This window comes from Psychrobacter sp. UBA3483 (genome assembly GCF_002377905.1).
In the GTDB taxonomy this organism is placed as follows: domain Bacteria; phylum Pseudomonadota; class Gammaproteobacteria; order Pseudomonadales; family Moraxellaceae; genus Psychrobacter.
In genome coordinates this window covers 38,832-55,731 of the sequence record NZ_DFQS01000038.1, presented here as the reverse complement: position 1 = coordinate 55,731, position 16,900 = coordinate 38,832, and the positions used below count along the sequence as shown (strand labels likewise).

At 44.2% G+C, this 16,900-nt stretch carries 13 protein-coding genes; 5 read left to right on the top strand and 8 right to left on the bottom strand.

The features are described 5' to 3' along the window. Window positions 1-27 precede the first annotated feature (27 nt). Window positions 28-1,122 (top strand): PTS transporter subunit IIC, encoded by a 1,095-nt coding sequence (locus B2866_RS06630; protein WP_409520865.1) that lies wholly within the window; start codon window positions 28-30, stop codon window positions 1,120-1,122. A gap of 129 nt (window positions 1,123-1,251) precedes the next feature. Here the strand turns inward: B2866_RS06630 and B2866_RS06625 are convergent, their stop codons facing one another. The 5 genes from B2866_RS06625 to rdgB all read right to left on the bottom strand — a co-directional run bounded on the left by B2866_RS06625 (window position 1,252) and on the right by rdgB (window position 7,665). After that, window positions 1,252-2,289 (bottom strand): SDR family NAD(P)-dependent oxidoreductase, encoded by a 1,038-nt coding sequence (locus tag B2866_RS06625; protein ID WP_296191843.1) that lies wholly within the window; start codon window positions 2,287-2,289, stop codon window positions 1,252-1,254. 244 nt (window positions 2,290-2,533) lie between these two features. Then, on the bottom strand, window positions 2,534-3,808 hold the full coding sequence (clpX, locus tag B2866_RS06620) for an ATP-dependent protease ATP-binding subunit ClpX (protein ID WP_296191841.1): 1,275 nt from the start codon (window positions 3,806-3,808) through the stop codon (window positions 2,534-2,536). 149 nt (window positions 3,809-3,957) lie between these two features. After that, complete coding sequence (clpP, locus tag B2866_RS06615) at window positions 3,958-4,593, bottom strand: ATP-dependent Clp endopeptidase proteolytic subunit ClpP (protein WP_409520866.1); 636 nt, start codon at window positions 4,591-4,593, stop codon at window positions 3,958-3,960. Between the two features lie 661 nt (window positions 4,594-5,254). Next, window positions 5,255-6,592: a trigger factor gene (gene tig, locus B2866_RS06610; protein ID WP_296191839.1), complete on the bottom strand. Its 1,338-nt coding sequence runs from the start codon at window positions 6,590-6,592 to the stop codon at window positions 5,255-5,257. Between the two features lie 404 nt (window positions 6,593-6,996). Next, window positions 6,997-7,665, bottom strand: a complete 669-nt coding sequence (gene rdgB, locus B2866_RS06605) for an RdgB/HAM1 family non-canonical purine NTP pyrophosphatase (RefSeq protein WP_296191837.1) — start codon at window positions 7,663-7,665, stop codon at window positions 6,997-6,999. Window positions 7,666-8,093: 428 nt separating this feature from the next. Between rdgB and B2866_RS06600 the strand changes: the two genes are divergently transcribed. Next, window positions 8,094-8,723, top strand: a complete 630-nt coding sequence (locus B2866_RS06600; RefSeq protein WP_200663481.1) for a superoxide dismutase — start codon at window positions 8,094-8,096, stop codon at window positions 8,721-8,723. A 66-nt stretch (window positions 8,724-8,789) separates the two neighbouring features. On the opposite strand, the gene B2866_RS06595 is transcribed toward B2866_RS06600, so the two are convergent. Genes B2866_RS06595 through B2866_RS06585 form a run of 3 tightly spaced genes read right to left on the bottom strand, consistent with a single transcriptional unit; the run spans window position 8,790 to window position 11,791 of the window. Further along, complete coding sequence (locus B2866_RS06595; protein ID WP_296191833.1) at window positions 8,790-9,812, bottom strand: hypothetical protein; 1,023 nt, start codon at window positions 9,810-9,812, stop codon at window positions 8,790-8,792. A 34-nt stretch (window positions 9,813-9,846) separates the two neighbouring features. Then, entirely contained in the window at window positions 9,847-10,665 is an 819-nt protein-coding gene (locus B2866_RS06590; protein WP_296191831.1) for a DUF72 domain-containing protein, read from the bottom strand. Between the two features lie 40 nt (window positions 10,666-10,705). Continuing rightward, on the bottom strand, window positions 10,706-11,791 hold the full coding sequence (locus B2866_RS06585) for a polyprenyl synthetase family protein (RefSeq protein WP_296191874.1): 1,086 nt from the start codon (window positions 11,789-11,791) through the stop codon (window positions 10,706-10,708). Between the two features lie 758 nt (window positions 11,792-12,549). Between B2866_RS06585 and fadB the strand changes: the two genes are divergently transcribed. From fadB to B2866_RS06570, 3 genes are all read left to right on the top strand, one after another. Continuing rightward, window positions 12,550-14,709, top strand: coding sequence for a fatty acid oxidation complex subunit alpha FadB (fadB, locus tag B2866_RS06580; RefSeq protein ID WP_296191829.1), 2,160 nt, complete (start codon window positions 12,550-12,552; stop codon window positions 14,707-14,709). Window positions 14,710-14,856: 147 nt separating this feature from the next. Then, window positions 14,857-16,029: an acetyl-CoA C-acyltransferase FadA gene (fadA, locus tag B2866_RS06575; protein WP_296191827.1), complete on the top strand. Its 1,173-nt coding sequence runs from the start codon at window positions 14,857-14,859 to the stop codon at window positions 16,027-16,029. 279 nt (window positions 16,030-16,308) lie between these two features. Beyond that, the gene (locus B2866_RS06570; protein WP_296191826.1) at window positions 16,309-16,884 is read left to right on the top strand and encodes an isochorismatase family protein; all 576 of its coding nucleotides are present in this window, start codon (window positions 16,309-16,311) and stop codon (window positions 16,882-16,884) included. The last annotated feature ends 16 nt before the right edge of the window (window positions 16,885-16,900 follow it).

The following is a 16,900-nucleotide window of genomic DNA, read 5'->3' as shown; positions in this document are numbered from 1 at the left end:
CGGCAAACTCAATATAAGAGCATCATGATGACTGTGAATTCTTCAGAAACTGCGTCCGTTGGTATGATGAAAGCTTTTTTCCAAAAGTATTTTATCGATGCTTTTACCGGCATGGCGTTAGGGTTGTTTGTGACCCTTATCGCTGGCCTTATCATCTCGCAAATTGGTGGTTGGTTAAGCTTGCCCGCCCTGATAGCGGTCGGCAAGCTGGCGTCAGTATTAATGGGGGCAGGTATCGGCGTTGGTATCGCTCATTATCTTAAAGCGCCAACTTTGGTGATGCTAAGCTGCTTGGTTGCAGGGATGCTTGGTGCACACTCTGAAGCTTTGATGGCAGGTAACTTATTTATCGTGCAAGAGGCCGGTCCAGCAACCTTTGCTGCCGTGCCCGGTAATCCGATTGGTGCTTATTTGACCTCAGTCTTTGCTTATCGTGCTGGTACTTGGGTCGCGGGCAAAACCAAACTCGATATTTTGCTGATACCGTTAGTAGTATGTACGGTGGCCCTAATCGTCTGTGCGCTGCTTAATCCTCCGGTCGTTGCTGCGGTCAATGCGATTGGTCAAGGCATTCAAGCCGCAACTGAATTGCAGCCATTATTAATGGGTATCGTGATAGCAGTCGTCGTTGGAATTCTATTAACACTACCGACCTCAAGCGCTGCTATCTGTATCGCTATTGGGCTTGGCGGCTTAGCGGGCGGGGCGGCTGTCGTTGGCTGTGCGGCGCATATGATTGGTTTTGCGGTGGCCAGTTTTAAAGACAACGGCGTCAGTGGTGTCATCTCTCAAGGGCTTGGCACCAGTATGCTACAAATACCTAATGTCCTTAAAAAACCGCTAGTACTATTGCCTGCTGTGATTGCTAGCGCCATCGTTGGTCCTATCGCAACCGTTGGCTTTGGGCTAGCTTGCACAGCAACTGGTGCGGGTATGGGAACGGCAGGACTGGTTGGAGTGTTTGGCGTCATTGAAGCATCACAAGAAATCATGAGCAGTACTCAGTTATGGACAGCGATTGTCTTATTGATGTTTGTATTACCAGCGCTCATTGCTGGTATCGTAGCATACGTGATGCGCCGTCTTGGTTGGTTGGTCGATGGCGATATGAAACTGCCTTAAATTAAAGATAAAGATAAAGGACGCAAATTATCCTAATCACTTATTCTAACTAGCGAAAATGCAAAAGCCCAACTATTCAATCACTGGGCTTTTTATGGTTTAACTTATCATTGTTTCTTTACCACTATATTAATGAGTAGTTACCGCTTTACGGTGGGCATTTTTCGCGTGCTTTTTGCCTTTTAATTTACGTGATAATTTGTTGATATCATTGAGTACCTGACCATAACGAGACGGGAATACGCGCTGAACGGCATCCATCATTTTTGCATCGTTGCCAATCAAGCAGCGTGGCTGGTCGGTGGCGGCGGCTTGTAAGATAATCCAAGCGGCGGCGCTGGCATCGAATTTTAAGAACTTATTAAAGCTACTAATGGCTTTGCTACCGCTACGCATACCGAGGTCGCTGATACTGTCGTTACCGCGGGCGCTATTGGCAATATTGGTCTTGATACCGCCGGGATGCACACAAGTTGCCGAAACGCCGCAGCGCTGAATGTCGAGCTCTTGACGCAGACTTTCAGTAAAGCCGCGTACGGCAAATTTGCTAGCATTATAGGCAGATTGTGACGGCTGCGCGGTCAAACCAAACAAGCTTGAGATATTAATAATATGACCATGCTCGTTAAACTGGCGTGCTTTGCTGTCTTTTTTACCAGTATCAATTTCACTTTCTTTGACACTGTTTTTAATCAAAGGTAAAAATGCCTTGGTGCCATAAACCACACCCCAAAAATTAATATCCATCACCCATTCAAGCTCGCTAATGCTGCTGCCTTCTACCGTTGAGTAGAGCGCTACGCCTGCGTTATTAAAGATAAAATTCACTTTACCATGTTCCGCCATCACGCTATCCGCCCACGCTTCGACGGCTTTATTGTCTGAGACGTCGAGTACGGTGGTGGTGACTTTGACAGCATAGCCAACGAGCAGCGCTTTAGTCTGAGCCAGTGGTTCAGGATTGATATCCGATAGCGCCAAATGGCAGCCCATTTTTGCTAAATGCAGGGCAAGCTCGCGTCCCATGCCAGAACCTGCACCAGTGATAGCGGCAACATGATTGGCATAATAAGGGGTAATATCGTGGTCTTGCTGCGAGGAAAAAGGCAGATGTTGGCGTAGAGAGTTTGCTACTGCAGAGACATTGCTAGAAACGTGATTAAGCATGATAAACAGTCCTTTGTATCATTGATTTGAAAAGTGTGGTCGTCGATAAGGATAACGTATAAAAGTCGCTTTACCTTAGCATGATTTCTGCCTGTGGCTGCTATCGATTGATAAACGCAGCTGTCATTTTTAACCCAATTATAATAATAACGCCCAGACATAAAAAAGCGCCTGAATAGCTATCAGACGCTTTTTAAATAAATAGACCATTGAGTACAATGAAGTGCTTTTACCCAATCATCACTTATGCAATTTTAGGGGTTTTGCCTTCGTTAATCACTTGCTCGTCAACCAATACCGTTTTGGCATTTTTCATCGATGGCAGCTCGTACATGGTTTCAAGCAGAGCGTTTTCGACGATAGAGCGCAGACCACGTGCACCGGTTTTACGCTCCATGGCTTTTTTGGCAATCGCATCAAGCGCTTCTTTGGTAAACTCAATTTCAGCGCCTTCCATTTCAAACAAATACTTATACTGTTTTACCAAGGCATTTTTCGGCTCTGTCAAAATCTGTACCAGTGCTTCTTCATCAAGCTCTTGTAGCGCTGCAAGTACAGGTAGACGACCGATTAGCTCTGGGATAAGCCCAAACTTAATCAAGTCTTCTGGCTCAACTTGCTGCAGTAAATCTGAGCTGCGGCGGCTGTCGTCTTTTGAGCTGACATCAGCATTAAACCCAATACCGCCTTTTTCCGTACGCTGCTGAATGACTTTATCAAGACCGGCAAACGCACCACCAACGATAATCAAGATATTGCTGGTATCGACTTGGATCAGCTCTTGCTGTGGGTGCTTGCGACCACCATGTGGTGGAATAGCGGCAACCGTGCCTTCGATAAGTTTCAGCAAGGCTTGCTGTACGCCTTCGCCCGATACGTCACGCGTGATAGAAGGGTTGTCGCCTTTTTTACTGATTTTATCAATCTCATCGATATAGATGATACCTTGCTCCGCTTTACTGACATCGTAATCTGATGCTTGCAGGAGCTTTTGCACGATGTTTTCAACGTCTTCACCGACATAACCCGCTTCGGTTAAGGTCGTCGCATCAGCCATCGCAAACGGCACATCAAGCAAGCGTGCGAGTGTTTGCGCCAGTAAAGTCTTACCAGAACCCGTTGGACCAATTAGTAAGATATTACTTTTTGCCAACTCGACCATGGCATCATCAGCACCGATTTTGGCTTTTTTGCTGTCATGGGCCAACGTTTGGCTGACTTTTAGGCGTTTATAATGGTTATAAACCGCGACCGCCAAGGCTTTTTTCGCCGCATCTTGGCCGATGACATATTCATCAAGTTTGGCACGCAGCTCTTTTGGCGTTGGCAGCTTTTTATTGACCCAAGAGGTGTCAATGTCGCTGTCGTCGTCGCCATCTTCGTCGCTATCAGCAATCAGGTCTGTACATAGCTCGATACATTCATTACAGATATTGGCGTCGTCAGCGGCAATCAGCTGCTTTACTTCACTTTTTTCTTTGCCGCAAAACGAACAATGCGGGGTGTTATCTTCTGCCATATACAGGCACTCCTAAAATTTAATACTTGGCGATATTTTGATTATGGACATCAGCGCCAAAGCGTAGGGCAGTGGATATATTTCTTCTACCGTATCGCATGTAGGCCACTGATGTTTTAAAGTGTTTTAAACGTCTACTACTACAATGTTTACAAAGAAGCAGGGCGACGTTCTAATACTTCGTCAACTAAGCCATATTCTTTGGCTTCTTTAGCATCTAGCCAATAGTCACGCTCAACGTCTTTTTCGATTTTCTCAACCGGTTGACCGGTACGTTCAGCCAAAATCTCATTCAAGCGTGCGCGAGTTTTTAGAATTTCACGTGCATTAATTTCTATATCGGTTGCTTGACCTTGCGCGCCGCCTGATGGCTGATGAATCATCACGCGCGAGTTGGCTAGAGCATAACGTTTGCCTTTTTCACCCGCTGCCAGTAAGAACGAACCCATGCTATACGCGCCGCCCATACAAATGGTTGAGACTTCAGGTTTGATAAAGTTCATGGTATCAAAAATAGCCAAACCCGCACTGACTGAACCGCCGGGCGAGTTGATATATAAATGAATGTCTTTATCAGGGTTTTCGGCTTCTAAAAACAATAGCTGGGCGACGATAAGATTGGCCATGTGGTCTTCAACTTGACCGGTCAAAAAGATAACGCGCTCACGTAATAGGCGTGAGAAAATATCAAACGAGCGTTCACCGCGCGCTGATTGCTCAACCACCATTGGAACCAATGCGGCTTGAGTCGTGCTTTGTACATTGTCATGCGCACTCATCAACATATTAAAATGCGGGTTAGCAATGATGCGATCATAATCTGTCATAAAGATATCCTGTTTATAAGTCCATAAAATAAAAATAGAGGCTAGCTGTTGGCTACAGTGTTATTGATGATTATCATTGTAAACATTATCGCTGGGTAATAAAACCTACTAGAAAATAAAACCTATTCGCGCATACATTTTATTAAATTAATCCGGCGCCAAAATATACTCAATAAAGCAGATTGGCTATGGCTGCTAAAATAGTGGGTAATAAATAATGGTCGCCGCTAGAAATAAGTGAGCCAATGGTAACTTTTTTATCAAAGCAATAGTAACGGTTTAATGTGACAAATGATAAACGACTCCCTATTAATAAGGCGTCTGTGTGCACTTATCAAGGGCAGCATGAATAATCTGTTTATAAAAAATGCTATATTCAAAATATCTTAAAAACGCTACGGTATTGCTGATATCAATTTTTTGTAGCCTCTGTCTGCGCAGGCACAGCAAGCAAGAAAAATTGATAGCAGCAGTGTGTGATGTATCAATATTACTTTTCACTCACTATATTAAGACAGTAGTTTATAACCAAGCAATAAAAATGCCCTAACAAATGTGTCAGGGCATTTTTGATAAGTTAGGTATTGAACCAGCCAATATTTACTGGCGAAACGCTAAATTACATCGCTTGTTGCTGCTGAGCGGCCAATAGGTCTTGATAGCTCACTTCTTTGTCCGTTACTTTGCCTTGCTCGATTAGATAATCGACCACTTGGTCTTCTAGCACTACTGACTCAATGTTAGCGCGTTGCTGCTTGTCATTGGTGTAGTACTCGATGACTTCCGCTGGGTCTTCGTAGTTTTCAGCCGCTTCTTTGATAAAGCTTTCAACACGCTCTTGGTCAACTTCTAAGCCTTTGGTGTCGATAACGCGAGCAACGATGATGCCAAGACGGGCAGCACGTAGCGCCTGCTCTTCAAACAGCTCATTTGGTAGCATGTCTTTATCGAAGCTATCAGCATTAGCACCGAACTGCTGAGAAAAACGTTGCATCATCATGTTGCGTTGACGATCGATTTCTTGCTCTAGCATGGCGTTTGGTACGTCAAACTCGTTCTTTTCTAATAGTGCATCAAAGGTCGCTTGTTTTACTTGGCTACGCGCCGCATTTTTGATTTCGCGTTCCATGTTTTTACGCACGTCTTCTTTTAATTTCTCAACGCCGCCTTCTTTAACGCCGAATAGCTCAAGGAACTCGTCGTCGATTTCTGGTAGTTTTGATTTTTCAACCAATTTTACGTTGATTTTAAATTGTGCTTCTTTACCAGCCAAGTTTTCAGCTTGGTAATCTTCTGGGAAAGTCACATCGATAACTTTTTCTTCGCCCGCTTTCATGCCTTTGATACCATCTTCAAAGCCTGGAATCATCTGATTGCTACCGATAACCAATTTGAAGTCTTCAGCAGAGCCGCCTTCGAATTTTTCGCCGTCGATTGAACCTTCAAAATCAAATGTGACTTGATTGTCTTTGGCCGCTTTGCCTTTTTTCTCAACGAACTCTTGACGCTGCTTTTGTAGGTTTTCGATCATGGTGTCAACATCTTCGTCGCTGACGGTCGCAGTGTGGCGCTCAACTTCGATTTCATTGATACCTTGGACATCGATTTCTGGGAAGATTTCAACAGTCGCTTGATAAACCAAGAAGTCGTCTTCTAGTTTAACGTCGTCGATGTTTGGCATGCCAACCGCACGGATGTCTTCAGATTTGATCGCTTCAAATACAGTATCACGGATCACATCGTTGATGACTTCTTGCTGAATGCCGGCCCCGTACTGTGAACGGATATGCGACATCGGTACTTTACCTTTACGAAAACCGTCAATCTTGGCAGTTTTCGCCACTTGGCTGATACGGCCTTCAACTTTGTTTTGAATTTTTTCAACGGGTACTTTAACCGTTAGCTGAGTTTCTTTGTTAGACAGCTTGTTGGTTGTGACTTGTAAATCTGTAGCCATATTCGTTACACCTTTAGGATTAAATAGAAATAGACAACCAGGCCGCAAAATACGCATGTGCTACTGGTTGCCGTTGGAATAAATAGGGGATATTGCTAGCGCGCGATTTCGCAATCTGTGAGCGTAGCAATCGCTGACGGCACAAAAATATGAAACGCTTTATTCCAAATAAACGCTCTCAGATATCAATATTAACTGCTAATCGCCCGCATAATAACGCTTTTTGCTCAATTATACAGACAAATAACGGCTTTCAACAAAATTTTAAAAGTAGAACAGTATAATCTATCTGTTTATCAAAGTAAAAATTATCTGTTTAATTGCCCCGTCAGTGATTTATAAGCTTAGCTTTGCCGTAATCTGCCCGCTTATTATCATCAAATACGCTTTATTATCGAATACGCTTATAACGGCAATTGTAACAATAACTGCTCAATGGCCTGACCACGATGACTGATGCTATTTTTGTCCGTAGCACTTAAACTCGCCGCCGTCGCTTGCAATTCTGGCAACCAGAACAGCGGATCGTAACCAAAACCACCCTCACCATGCGGCGCGTCTAAAATCTCACCGTGCCATAAACCTTGGGCGATAATCGGTAGTGGGTCATCGGCATGGCGCACCATCGCCAATACACACACAAACATGCCTTTTATAGCGGCATCAGGTTGCTGGTCGCGGATAGGCTGCAAGTCAGCGATAAGCTTGGCGTTGTTTTTGGCGTCATTGCCATGCTCGCCGGCATAGCGAGCAGAGTAGATACCGGGCCCGTTGCCCAATATGGGCACACAAAGCCCTGAATCATCAGCAATCGCTGGCAGTCCACTTGCTCGGCTGGCATGCCGCGCTTTGATAATAGCGTTCTCAATGAAGCTCAAACCGTCCTCGATGGCATCATCGATATCAAGCTGACCTTGCGGGACAATCGTCACAGCTAAATCTGCCGCTGCAAATAAGCGTTTAAACTCAGCAAGTTTGCCTTTATTATTACTGGCAAGCACCCATTGATTGGCGAGGGTCGTTTGCGTTAAATGCTCTTGTGGAGTAAGGTTTGCGCTGCTGGCTTGCGTCATATTTTCTGTCCGTCATTGATTCACTGATACTGCTATATTCTAGGCTAGCATGAGCTAAATTACCAATTAGCATAACGAATCGTTGATTCATAACATTTGGTAACTGATATTTGTCACCACTCTTGCTATAATAGGCGACAAGCTACAGTGAATTATATCTTATAGCTTGTGAACTTTTAATTAATAATTCTTATAAATATCTATCATGGTTTTTGCCCATTATATATTTATAGGTACATTAACTAATAAGTGATGCGCGCTTAAGATAATTTTAGCATGCAAGCCTTTTAGGTTTACCGCAATATGTTTAGCATATTGAGTAATGACTTTCACTAACAATAAACTAAGCCAATTTAGTCCGATAATTTATAGCGTTGATTTAAGCTATACCTAATACTAATGGCTAAACCAGCAAGGATAAAATAACTATGTCAAATATTACTTTACCAGACCTACCTTATGCAAAAGATGCGCTCGAGCCACATATCAGTGCTGAGACGCTAGAATACCATCATGACAAGCACCATGCCGCTTATGTAAACAAGCTAAATGAATTGCTCCCGGGTTCTGGTCTAGAAGACAAAACATTGCCAGAAATCATCGTAGCGACTGCGAAAGATGACAGCAAAAAAACCATGTTTAACCAAGCAGCGCAAGTATGGAACCATACGTTCTATTGGAACTGCATGACGCCTGACAATGGTGGCGGCGAACCTACTGGTGATTTGAAAGCGAAAATCGAAGAAGATTTTGGTAGCTATGACAAGTTCCGTGAAGAGTTCAAAAACGCAGCATTGACTCAGTTCGGTTCAGGTTGGGCATGGCTAGTGGCTGATAAAGTCGGTGGCAAATTGTCTATCGCCAAAACAGCTAACGCTGATACGCCACTTGCACATGACCAAGTAGCGGTATTGACTTGTGACGTGTGGGAACATGCGTACTACATCGATTATCGTAACCGTCGTCCTGACTATGTGGACACGTTCCTAGACAAGCTAGTGAACTGGGACTACGCAAACGCTAAATATAAAGGTCAAGACGCTGGTGTTGAAGAGTAATCTTTAACCGCTAAGTATTTGATTTGAAAAAAGGACGCTGAGAAGTGTCCTTTTTTGGTTTTGCTCCTATAAAAACTTAGTCGGACTTTGGTAAAGTTTTTCATTTAATTTCTTAATTACAAATTGACCTCGTTCTGATACTGCATTGGATTTATCCAAAGCAAACTGCTCTGCAAAGAATTTAACTTCATCTTGTTTTAGGCGGTCAAGATTTATAATAAGAAATTCTGCTGATACGCTGCGAACAATTGAAGATCGGTCAAACGCTGATCTATTAAGCAATTCGATTAGAGGTATATACAAATCAATTTTTCGTTCAGCAATAACAGGTATTAATTTTCTTCTGCCATAAGCTTTATCAATCCACTTCCATTCATAACCACTAATCCATGTCATTCGGGCTTCAAACAAACTACGAAACGCTTTAGCTCTTACGTAAGGCTGGATGGCATTATGAGCAATTTGATTGAGGTAATCATCAAAAATAGGCAGCTGACCAAGTTGGGACAATAAACTAGGAATAGCTCCTGACGCAAATGTGATTAAATTATTTTTCAATGATAAAGTGACATCTTTTCTTAAAGCAGTATTTAAAATGACATTTCTATTTTCTTGTCCTATACGACCCCATGAATTCCAATTTGATAAAATGGTTATCAAAGCTTCTGCAATAATTTTAGAGTCAGTTTTGCGGCTGACTAAGATAAAAGCTTCTTTGGCAGCCACACGAACTTCTGGCACCCAATCATTTAATCTGCGAGCAATTAATATAAGAAAAAAAGCATTAGGGGCGCTCTCTGACAATAATTTTAGACTTTTTTCGCGTTCGTAGCCGTCCCAACTGACCAGTCCTAGCCAAGATGCTTGCTCAATAAATAGTGATTTGATAGCTTTTGACAAGCTTTCCCACTTTGGTTGTGATACTAAGTATTTTGTTACTTCCTCACGTATGAGGCGTTCCCAGTAATCTAAATTAACTAGCTTCAGCTGTGAAGTAACTTCAATCATAGGTGTCATGTCACCTTTTGACTTTAAAACATTATTAATTGCTAAGATAAATTTATCAGTCATTTCTATTGATGATTGCATGATTTGCTTACTCCAAGCAGCAATGATTTTTCTATTAAAGCACCTCAAACCCAAACTTACTCAACGCTGCTCTAAGCATCGCAATATTATAATACGCATGAGCATTGACGGTATTTTGGAAGAAGATATACAGCGTATCAAAGTGTTGACGCTGATTGGCAATCGCCTGCGCCCAGTCCTGCATCTCCGCTTCGCTATAGCGATAGTCGTGGCGATCGCTGGCACTCATGGCATCCCACCAGTTTAGATTATTGCCATGCATGCGCAGATAGCCAGTACGCTGAGTGAATATCAGCCGTGACGGCGGCAGGCCGCTGACTTTAGGATAGTCAACGCTACACCAAATCAAACCTTGCTCGATAAAGCTATCGACCACTTGCGGCGTATGCCAGCCGTTATGACGAAATTCAACGGCTAATGGATAATCTTTAAACCAACTGACCAGATTGGCGAGATACAACCGATGCTCGCGACTACGATCAAAGCCATGTGGGAATTGTAGTAGTAATGGTGCAAGCGCATCCGCTTCAATAAGGGGCGTGAGCGCAGTGATAAAAGCTTGCGCATGCTCGCTTGTGCCTTTACGCGCATGGGTAAAGTCTTGATGCAGTTTGACTGCGAACTTCAACTCACTATCCGCTTGTACGTAGGCTTTATCAACCATACCAGCAAAGGCTTTTTGCCCGATGGGCGCATAGAAGGTACTGTTAATCTCAACCGCGCCATATTGCTTGGCGTATTCGCGTAAGAAGTCAGTTTTTTTGGTGCCGGTTGGGTACAGCGTACTAAGCAGATCGGTATCGCTATAGCCGCCAGTGCCGAGGTAGATACGCTGAGTAGGGGTACTATCCATGTTGACCACCCTTTATCGTTTTTAATGTTTATTGCTGAGCTTATTTTTTACGTGACCATAGCCATTCGATTAATGCCAATAAGGCGTTAGTGTCTGCACTGTCTTTTTTACCACTCAGCTCACGGCTGCTTAACTCGCGGATAATGGCTGCGCGGCCGTCATTAAATAGCGATTGCGCATAGCGGGTCGCTTGCTCGACGCCCATCAGTTTCACATAGGTAGATTTGTCTAACTTTTCATCACTGCCAGCAGGTTTGCCAAGGGTATCGGTGCTGGTGGTCACATCTAAGATATCGTCTTGGACTTGAAAAGCCAGACCAATATGCTGCGCGCACTCTTGTAGGGCAATACGCTGCGGCGCCGTCGCACCTGCACAGATACCGCCCATGAGCATCGCCGCTTCTATTAATGCACCCGTTTTATCACGGTGGATGGCTTCTAACTCGCTTTGCGTGATATCAGTGCTGGCTTCAGCGTTCAGATCGAGCATTTGACCAGAAACCATGCGTCTGGCACGCGGCGCAAATATCGCGATCAGCTGGCTTGCAATAGCAGAGTCATAGGGCGCAAAAGTTGGCAGCTCAGCGGTCAGTACTTCAAAGGCAAGTGTTTGTAGCACGTCACCGGCGAGTAGGGCGGTCGATTCTGCAAAGACGATATGGGCGGTTGGCTGACCACGGCGCAGCGCATCATCGTCCATACACGGCAAGTCATCATGCACCAATGAATAGGTATGCAACAGCTCTACCGCCAATGCTGCACGGCGCGCCATATCATAATCGGAGTCGTTTTCTAGTAGCGATTCTAAATCGCTATTTTGCTGAATTTGCTTAGCTTCTTTATCAGTGCTTTTATCGACATATTCATCAGTCCTATTAACATCGTCATTCGCATTGCTTTGATTGACACTGTCAAAGGCGCTGGCGACCAATAACGGCCGTACCAATTTACCTTGACCGGTCATCACATAACGGCAGGCATCAAGCAGTGGACTTGGCAGCTCAGCATAAGCAAACAGCATCTCGATATCTTGTGCCAGTTGCGCGCGCACGGCACTATGAAATTGCTCAGTATTATTATCAAAGCTTGTGAAAGGCACCGTTGTTGAAACAGCGTTTGAAGCCATTGTTGAAGACATAGGGCTTGGCATAGAAGTAGCAGAAGTGGAAACAGTCATAATCCAACCATTAATCAGGTGAATAATAAAAATAGCGCTAGTGTAACATGATAGATTATATTCCTTATGCTGCGAGTATTATCAATGACATATTTTTGGCGGTTTAATGTTAAAAATTGGCGTAAAAAAGTCCGTTGAATAATCGTAATAATACAACAAGTCCTTGTTACCTATTATTGATTTAACTTGGCGGTTAGATGTGCTTTGATAATAAAGGTTAATTCTTATCTTACACCTCAGTATACAGGCAGCCACTTAAAGCACCTTGGCAGCAAGGTAAAGGGTTGGTGTCGACTTAAGAGTGACTTGCGAGTATGGTATTAGCTTGTGACAGTCAGGGGCATAATCCCCTACACTAATTGGCGTGAAAATGGTCTGGCGCTTAAAAAGTGGATTTTTGATCTGATTTAAGTGACCTGTCATCTCAATGCTCAGTCAGTATTTATAATATCAGTACCGGTAACAAACGTATATAAATGAAGCGCCGTATTCATATCTGCTCATGCTTGATAGCGTTGCAAGAAGATGAATACAAACATGAGCGCTGGATAATAAAGACATCTTCACTGCTCACTTTATACTGACTTTGTAAGACAGTATATTGGCAGTGTTATTACTCGTTTTTCTAACAATAACTGGCTATGACCTTTAATTTTAAAGCTTTTAATTTTAAAACGTAGCTTTCGTTATATAGCAAGGAGTTTCAAATGGTATACCAAGGAAATCGCATTACGGTGACAATGCTAGAGGATGGCATCGCCAACATGCAATACAACGCCGAAAATGAGAGCGTGAACAAGTTTGATGCTGAAACCAATAAGCAATTTGCTGAAGTTGTGACAGCGCTAGAAAAAGCGGATGACGTGAAAGGCTTAATCGTCACCTCAAGCAAAGGCGTGTTTATCGCTGGTGCGGACATCACAGAATTCGTCGGTTCATTTAAGAATCCAGAAAACGAAATTAAAGATTGGGTCGTCAATATCAATGACGCTTTCAACCGTTTTGAAGACCTGCCATTTCCAAAAGTAGCGGCCATCAATGGCGCCGCGCTTGGCGGTGGTTGTGAGATGACCTTGGTTTGTGAATACCGTGTCATGAGCGACAAAGCCATCATCGGTCTACCAGAAACCCAACTCGGTATCTTCCCAGGTTTTGGTGGTACGGTGCGTAGTACGCGTGTGATTGGTATCGACAATGCCCTTGAGCTAATTGCCACTGGGACGCCGAAAAAACCACTTGATGCGCTAAAATTAGGCTTAGTTGACGCAACGGTTCCTGCCGATGATTTGCAAGATGCCGCTATTGATTTGGTCAAAAAATGTATCTCAGGTGAGCTCGATTGGCAAGCAAAGCGTGAAGAGAAGCTTGCGCCTGTAAAGCTAAACCAGCTTGAGCAAGCGATGGCGTTTAACAGTGCCAAAGGCATGATCTTTGCCAAAGCCAATCCTAAGCAGTACCCAGCGCCAGCAATCGCTATCGAAACCATTGAAAAACATGTCAATCTGCCACGTGATAAAGCAATCGAAGTCGAAGCGGCTGGTTTTGCCAAAGCGGCGAAAACTCCACAAGCAGAAAGCTTGGTCGGTCTGTTCTTAAACGATCAATTGGTGAAAAAACTTGCCAAGCAGCACAGCAAAAAAGCACATGAAATTACTGAAGCGGCCGTACTAGGCGCCGGTATCATGGGCGGCGGTATCGCCTATCAGGCAGCTAGCAAAGGCTTGCCAATCATCATGAAAGATATCAAGTCTGAGCAATTAGACCTTGGTATGGGCGAAGCCAGCAAGCTACTTGGCAAAATGGTCGAACGCAAAAAGATGACCCCAGCAAAAATGGGCGAAACGCTAAGCCGTATCCGTCCAACTTTGAATTATGGTGATTTTGCAGAGACTGATATCGTTATCGAAGCAGTCGTAGAAAATCCAAACGTCAAGCGTGCGGTACTTAAAGAAGTTGAAGGCTTGGTTAAAGACGATTGTATCCTAGCGTCAAACACCTCGACGATTTCTATTACGTTCCTAGCAGAAGCACTTGCGCGTCCGGAGAACTTCGTCGGCATGCATTTCTTTAACCCAGTACACCGTATGCCACTCGTTGAAGTGATCCGCGGTGAGAAATCATCAGAAGAAGCGATTGCGACTACGGTTGCGCTAGCGTCTAAAATGGGTAAAGTGCCAGTTGTGGTCAATGACTGCCCAGGATTCTTAGTAAACCGTGTGTTATTCCCATATTTTGGTGCCTTTGACTTGCTACTTAAGCAAGGCGCTGACTTTGCTCATGTCGATAAAGTCATGGAAAAATTCGGCTGGCCAATGGGTCCTGCTTATCTAATCGACGTGGTTGGTTTAGATACGGGCGTACACGGCGCAGAAGTGATGGCAGAAGGTTTCCCTGATCGCATGAAGCCTGATTATAAAGGTGCTATCGAGCATCTATATGAAAACAAACGTTTAGGTCAGAAAAACGGCGTTGGTTTCTATAAATATGAGATGGACAAGCGCGGCAAGCCTAAAAAAGTGGCGGATGAAGCGACTTATGAGCTACTAAAAACCACAACGGATAGCGATAAGCAAACCTTTGATGATCAAACTATCATCGACCGCACTATGCTGGCGTTCTGTAATGAGACTGTACGCTGCCTAGAAGACAACATCGTCAGCACGCCATCAGAAGCGGATATGGCGATGATTATGGGCGTTGGCTTCCCGCCATTCCGCGGTGGTCCTTGTCGTTATATCGACCAAATGGGTCTAGATAACTACTTGGCACTGTGTGAAAAATACGCATACCTTGGCAAAGCTTATGAAGCGCCGCAAAAGATTCGCGATATGGCAGCAGCAGGCGAGACCTTTTACGCCACAGCGTAATAGGCAGTCGTTACTAGGATGAAGTGCAGTACACATGCTCGATAAGATTACTGGTAATTTATTTATTTATTATCACTAACCTTCTAAATTAGATAGGCGAGCATTACGGTACTGCCACTGACAATAAAAATTGAAAAGGAAGATAGTATGACAATTTTAAGTCCAAAAGACGTGGTCATCGTAGATGGCGTACGCTCAGCAATGGGTAAAACCAAAAACGGTATGTTCCGTCATGTCCGCGCTGATAGCATGTCTGCTGAATTGGTTCGTGCATTGGTTGAGCGTAATGACTTTGACCCACGTGACGTCGAAGACATCATCTGGGGTTGTGTCAATCAGACCCTAGAGCAAGGCTTGAACATCGGTCGTAACATCGGCTTGCTAGCTGATATTCCAAAGACTGCTGGCGGCCAAACCGTGAACCGTCTATGCGGCTCATCTATGCAGGCGCTACACACAGCTGCTGCACAAATTATGACCAACCAAGGTGAGGTTTTCATCATCGGTGGTGTTGAGCATATGGGTCACGTTGGCATGATGCATGGCGTTGACTTAAATCCTGAAGCTTCAAAACATTATGCAAAAGCGTCAAACATGATGGGCTTGACCGCTGAAATGCTGGGCCGTATGAATAACGTCACCCGCGAAGATCAAGACGCCTTTGGTCTTGAGTCGCATCGCCGTGCATGGGCTGCCACCACTGAAGGTCGTTTTGACAATGAAATCATCGGTATCGAAGGTCATGATGCTGCCGGTCGTTTGCAACTATGTACTGTCGATGAGGTGATTCGCCCAGACGCTACGATGGAGCAAATGCAAAAGCTACGTCCAGCCTTTGATCCAAAAGGCGGTACAGTCACTGCGGCAACTTCATCAGCTCTATCTGACGGTGCGTCAGCGATGCTCGTCATGAGCGCGCAAAAAGCCAAAGATTTGGGTCTAAAACCCCGTGCGCGTATTCGCAGCATGGCAGTTGCTGGTTGTGATGCGGCTATCATGGGTTATGGTCCAGTTCCTGCGACCCAAAAAGCCCTAAAACGCGCTGGCATGAGCATCGATGATATGCAAACCATCGAGCTTAACGAAGCGTTTGCAGCTCAAGCACTATCGGTACTGAAAGCCTTGAACTTGACCGACAAGCAAGACATTATCAACGTCAATGGTGGCGCGATTGCCCTAGGTCATCCGCTTGGCTGTTCAGGTGCTCGTATCACAGTTACTTTGCTAAACGCTATGGAGCAGATGGATACAGAGATTGGCCTTGCGACCATGTGTATCGGCCTAGGCCAAGGTATCGCGACTGTGATTGAGCGTGTGTAAGCTTTTTAACGAGCGATTTTAATCTTATTATTTTTACTAGAGACCCTAATTGTCGTGATTGGGGTCTTTTTTATGGTGAATACTAAAAATTGCATTATTAGCTTATTTTTATAACGTGTGCAGAAGTTGTTAATAAAGAGGATGTCGATTGACGCCCTCACAAATCTATGACTAAATAACAATAAAGTTAGCTAACCTATTTGAGCAACTCTCATTCAGAAAACAGATGAGCCACTACCATTATTTAGTTATCAATGTCAGTCGTACAAGGAGTGTACTATGTCTACCATGATTACCGATCGCACTTATCGTATCGCCCGCGAAAATACCCAAGCAATGATTATCGACATCCAAGAACGCTTGACGCCGCATATCTATGACCACGAAAATATCGTCAAAAAAACCGTCACTCTCATCAAAGGTTTGCAAGCGCTTGACATTCCTATCATGCTCAATGAACAGTATAAAAAGGGACTCGGCGAGACCTTGCCTGAAATACGCGAAGTATTAGAAGGCGATAACGCTAAAAGTTTTGAAAAAGTGACGTTTAGCGCCTGCGATAATGATGATTCGTGGCATTATCTAGCGCAGCAGAATCGTAGTATCGTTTTATTGTTTGGGGTAGAGGCGCATGTCTGTGTCATGCAAACGGCGCTTGATTTACTCGATAATGGCATGCAGCCGGTTATCATTGGCGATGCAGTCGGCTCGCGCTTTCCTTATGATAAAAAGCAAGCGATTCGCCGTATTCGCCGCGCTGGTGGGGTCATTAGCACGGTAGAATCCATTCTTTTTGAATTATGCCGCAGTAGTAAAGACCCTGCTTTTAAGACCATTAGTAATTTGATTAAGTAGCTTACTTCTTCTTGCA

What these genes read in the sequence shown, in the direction of transcription:
- B2866_RS06600 (WP_200663481.1), top strand. Translation starts at nt 8,094, where the DNA reads ATGTCAAATATTACTTTACCAGACCTACCTTATGCAAAAGATGCGCTC.
- clpX (WP_296191841.1), bottom strand. Translation starts at nt 3,808, where the DNA reads ATGGCAGAAGATAACACCCCGCATTGTTCGTTTTGCGGCAAAGAAAAA.
- tig (WP_296191839.1), bottom strand. Translation starts at nt 6,592, where the DNA reads ATGGCTACAGATTTACAAGTCACAACCAACAAGCTGTCTAACAAAGAA.
- B2866_RS06590 (WP_296191831.1), bottom strand. Translation starts at nt 10,665, where the DNA reads ATGGATAGTACCCCTACTCAGCGTATCTACCTCGGCACTGGCGGCTAT.
- B2866_RS06630 (WP_409520865.1), top strand. Translation starts at nt 28, where the DNA reads ATGACTGTGAATTCTTCAGAAACTGCGTCCGTTGGTATGATGAAAGCT.
- clpP (WP_409520866.1), bottom strand. Translation starts at nt 4,593, where the DNA reads ATGTTGATGAGTGCGCATGACAATGTACAAAGCACGACTCAAGCCGCA.
- rdgB (WP_296191837.1), bottom strand. Translation starts at nt 7,665, where the DNA reads ATGACGCAAGCCAGCAGCGCAAACCTTACTCCACAAGAGCATTTAACG.
- B2866_RS06570 (WP_296191826.1), top strand. Translation starts at nt 16,309, where the DNA reads ATGTCTACCATGATTACCGATCGCACTTATCGTATCGCCCGCGAAAAT.
- B2866_RS06625 (WP_296191843.1), bottom strand. Translation starts at nt 2,289, where the DNA reads ATGCTTAATCACGTTTCTAGCAATGTCTCTGCAGTAGCAAACTCTCTA.
- fadA (WP_296191827.1), top strand. Translation starts at nt 14,857, where the DNA reads ATGACAATTTTAAGTCCAAAAGACGTGGTCATCGTAGATGGCGTACGC.
- B2866_RS06585 (WP_296191874.1), bottom strand. Translation starts at nt 11,791, where the DNA reads ATGGCTTCAAACGCTGTTTCAACAACGGTGCCTTTCACAAGCTTTGAT.
- fadB (WP_296191829.1), top strand. Translation starts at nt 12,550, where the DNA reads ATGGTATACCAAGGAAATCGCATTACGGTGACAATGCTAGAGGATGGC.
- B2866_RS06595 (WP_296191833.1), bottom strand. Translation starts at nt 9,812, where the DNA reads ATGCAATCATCAATAGAAATGACTGATAAATTTATCTTAGCAATTAAT.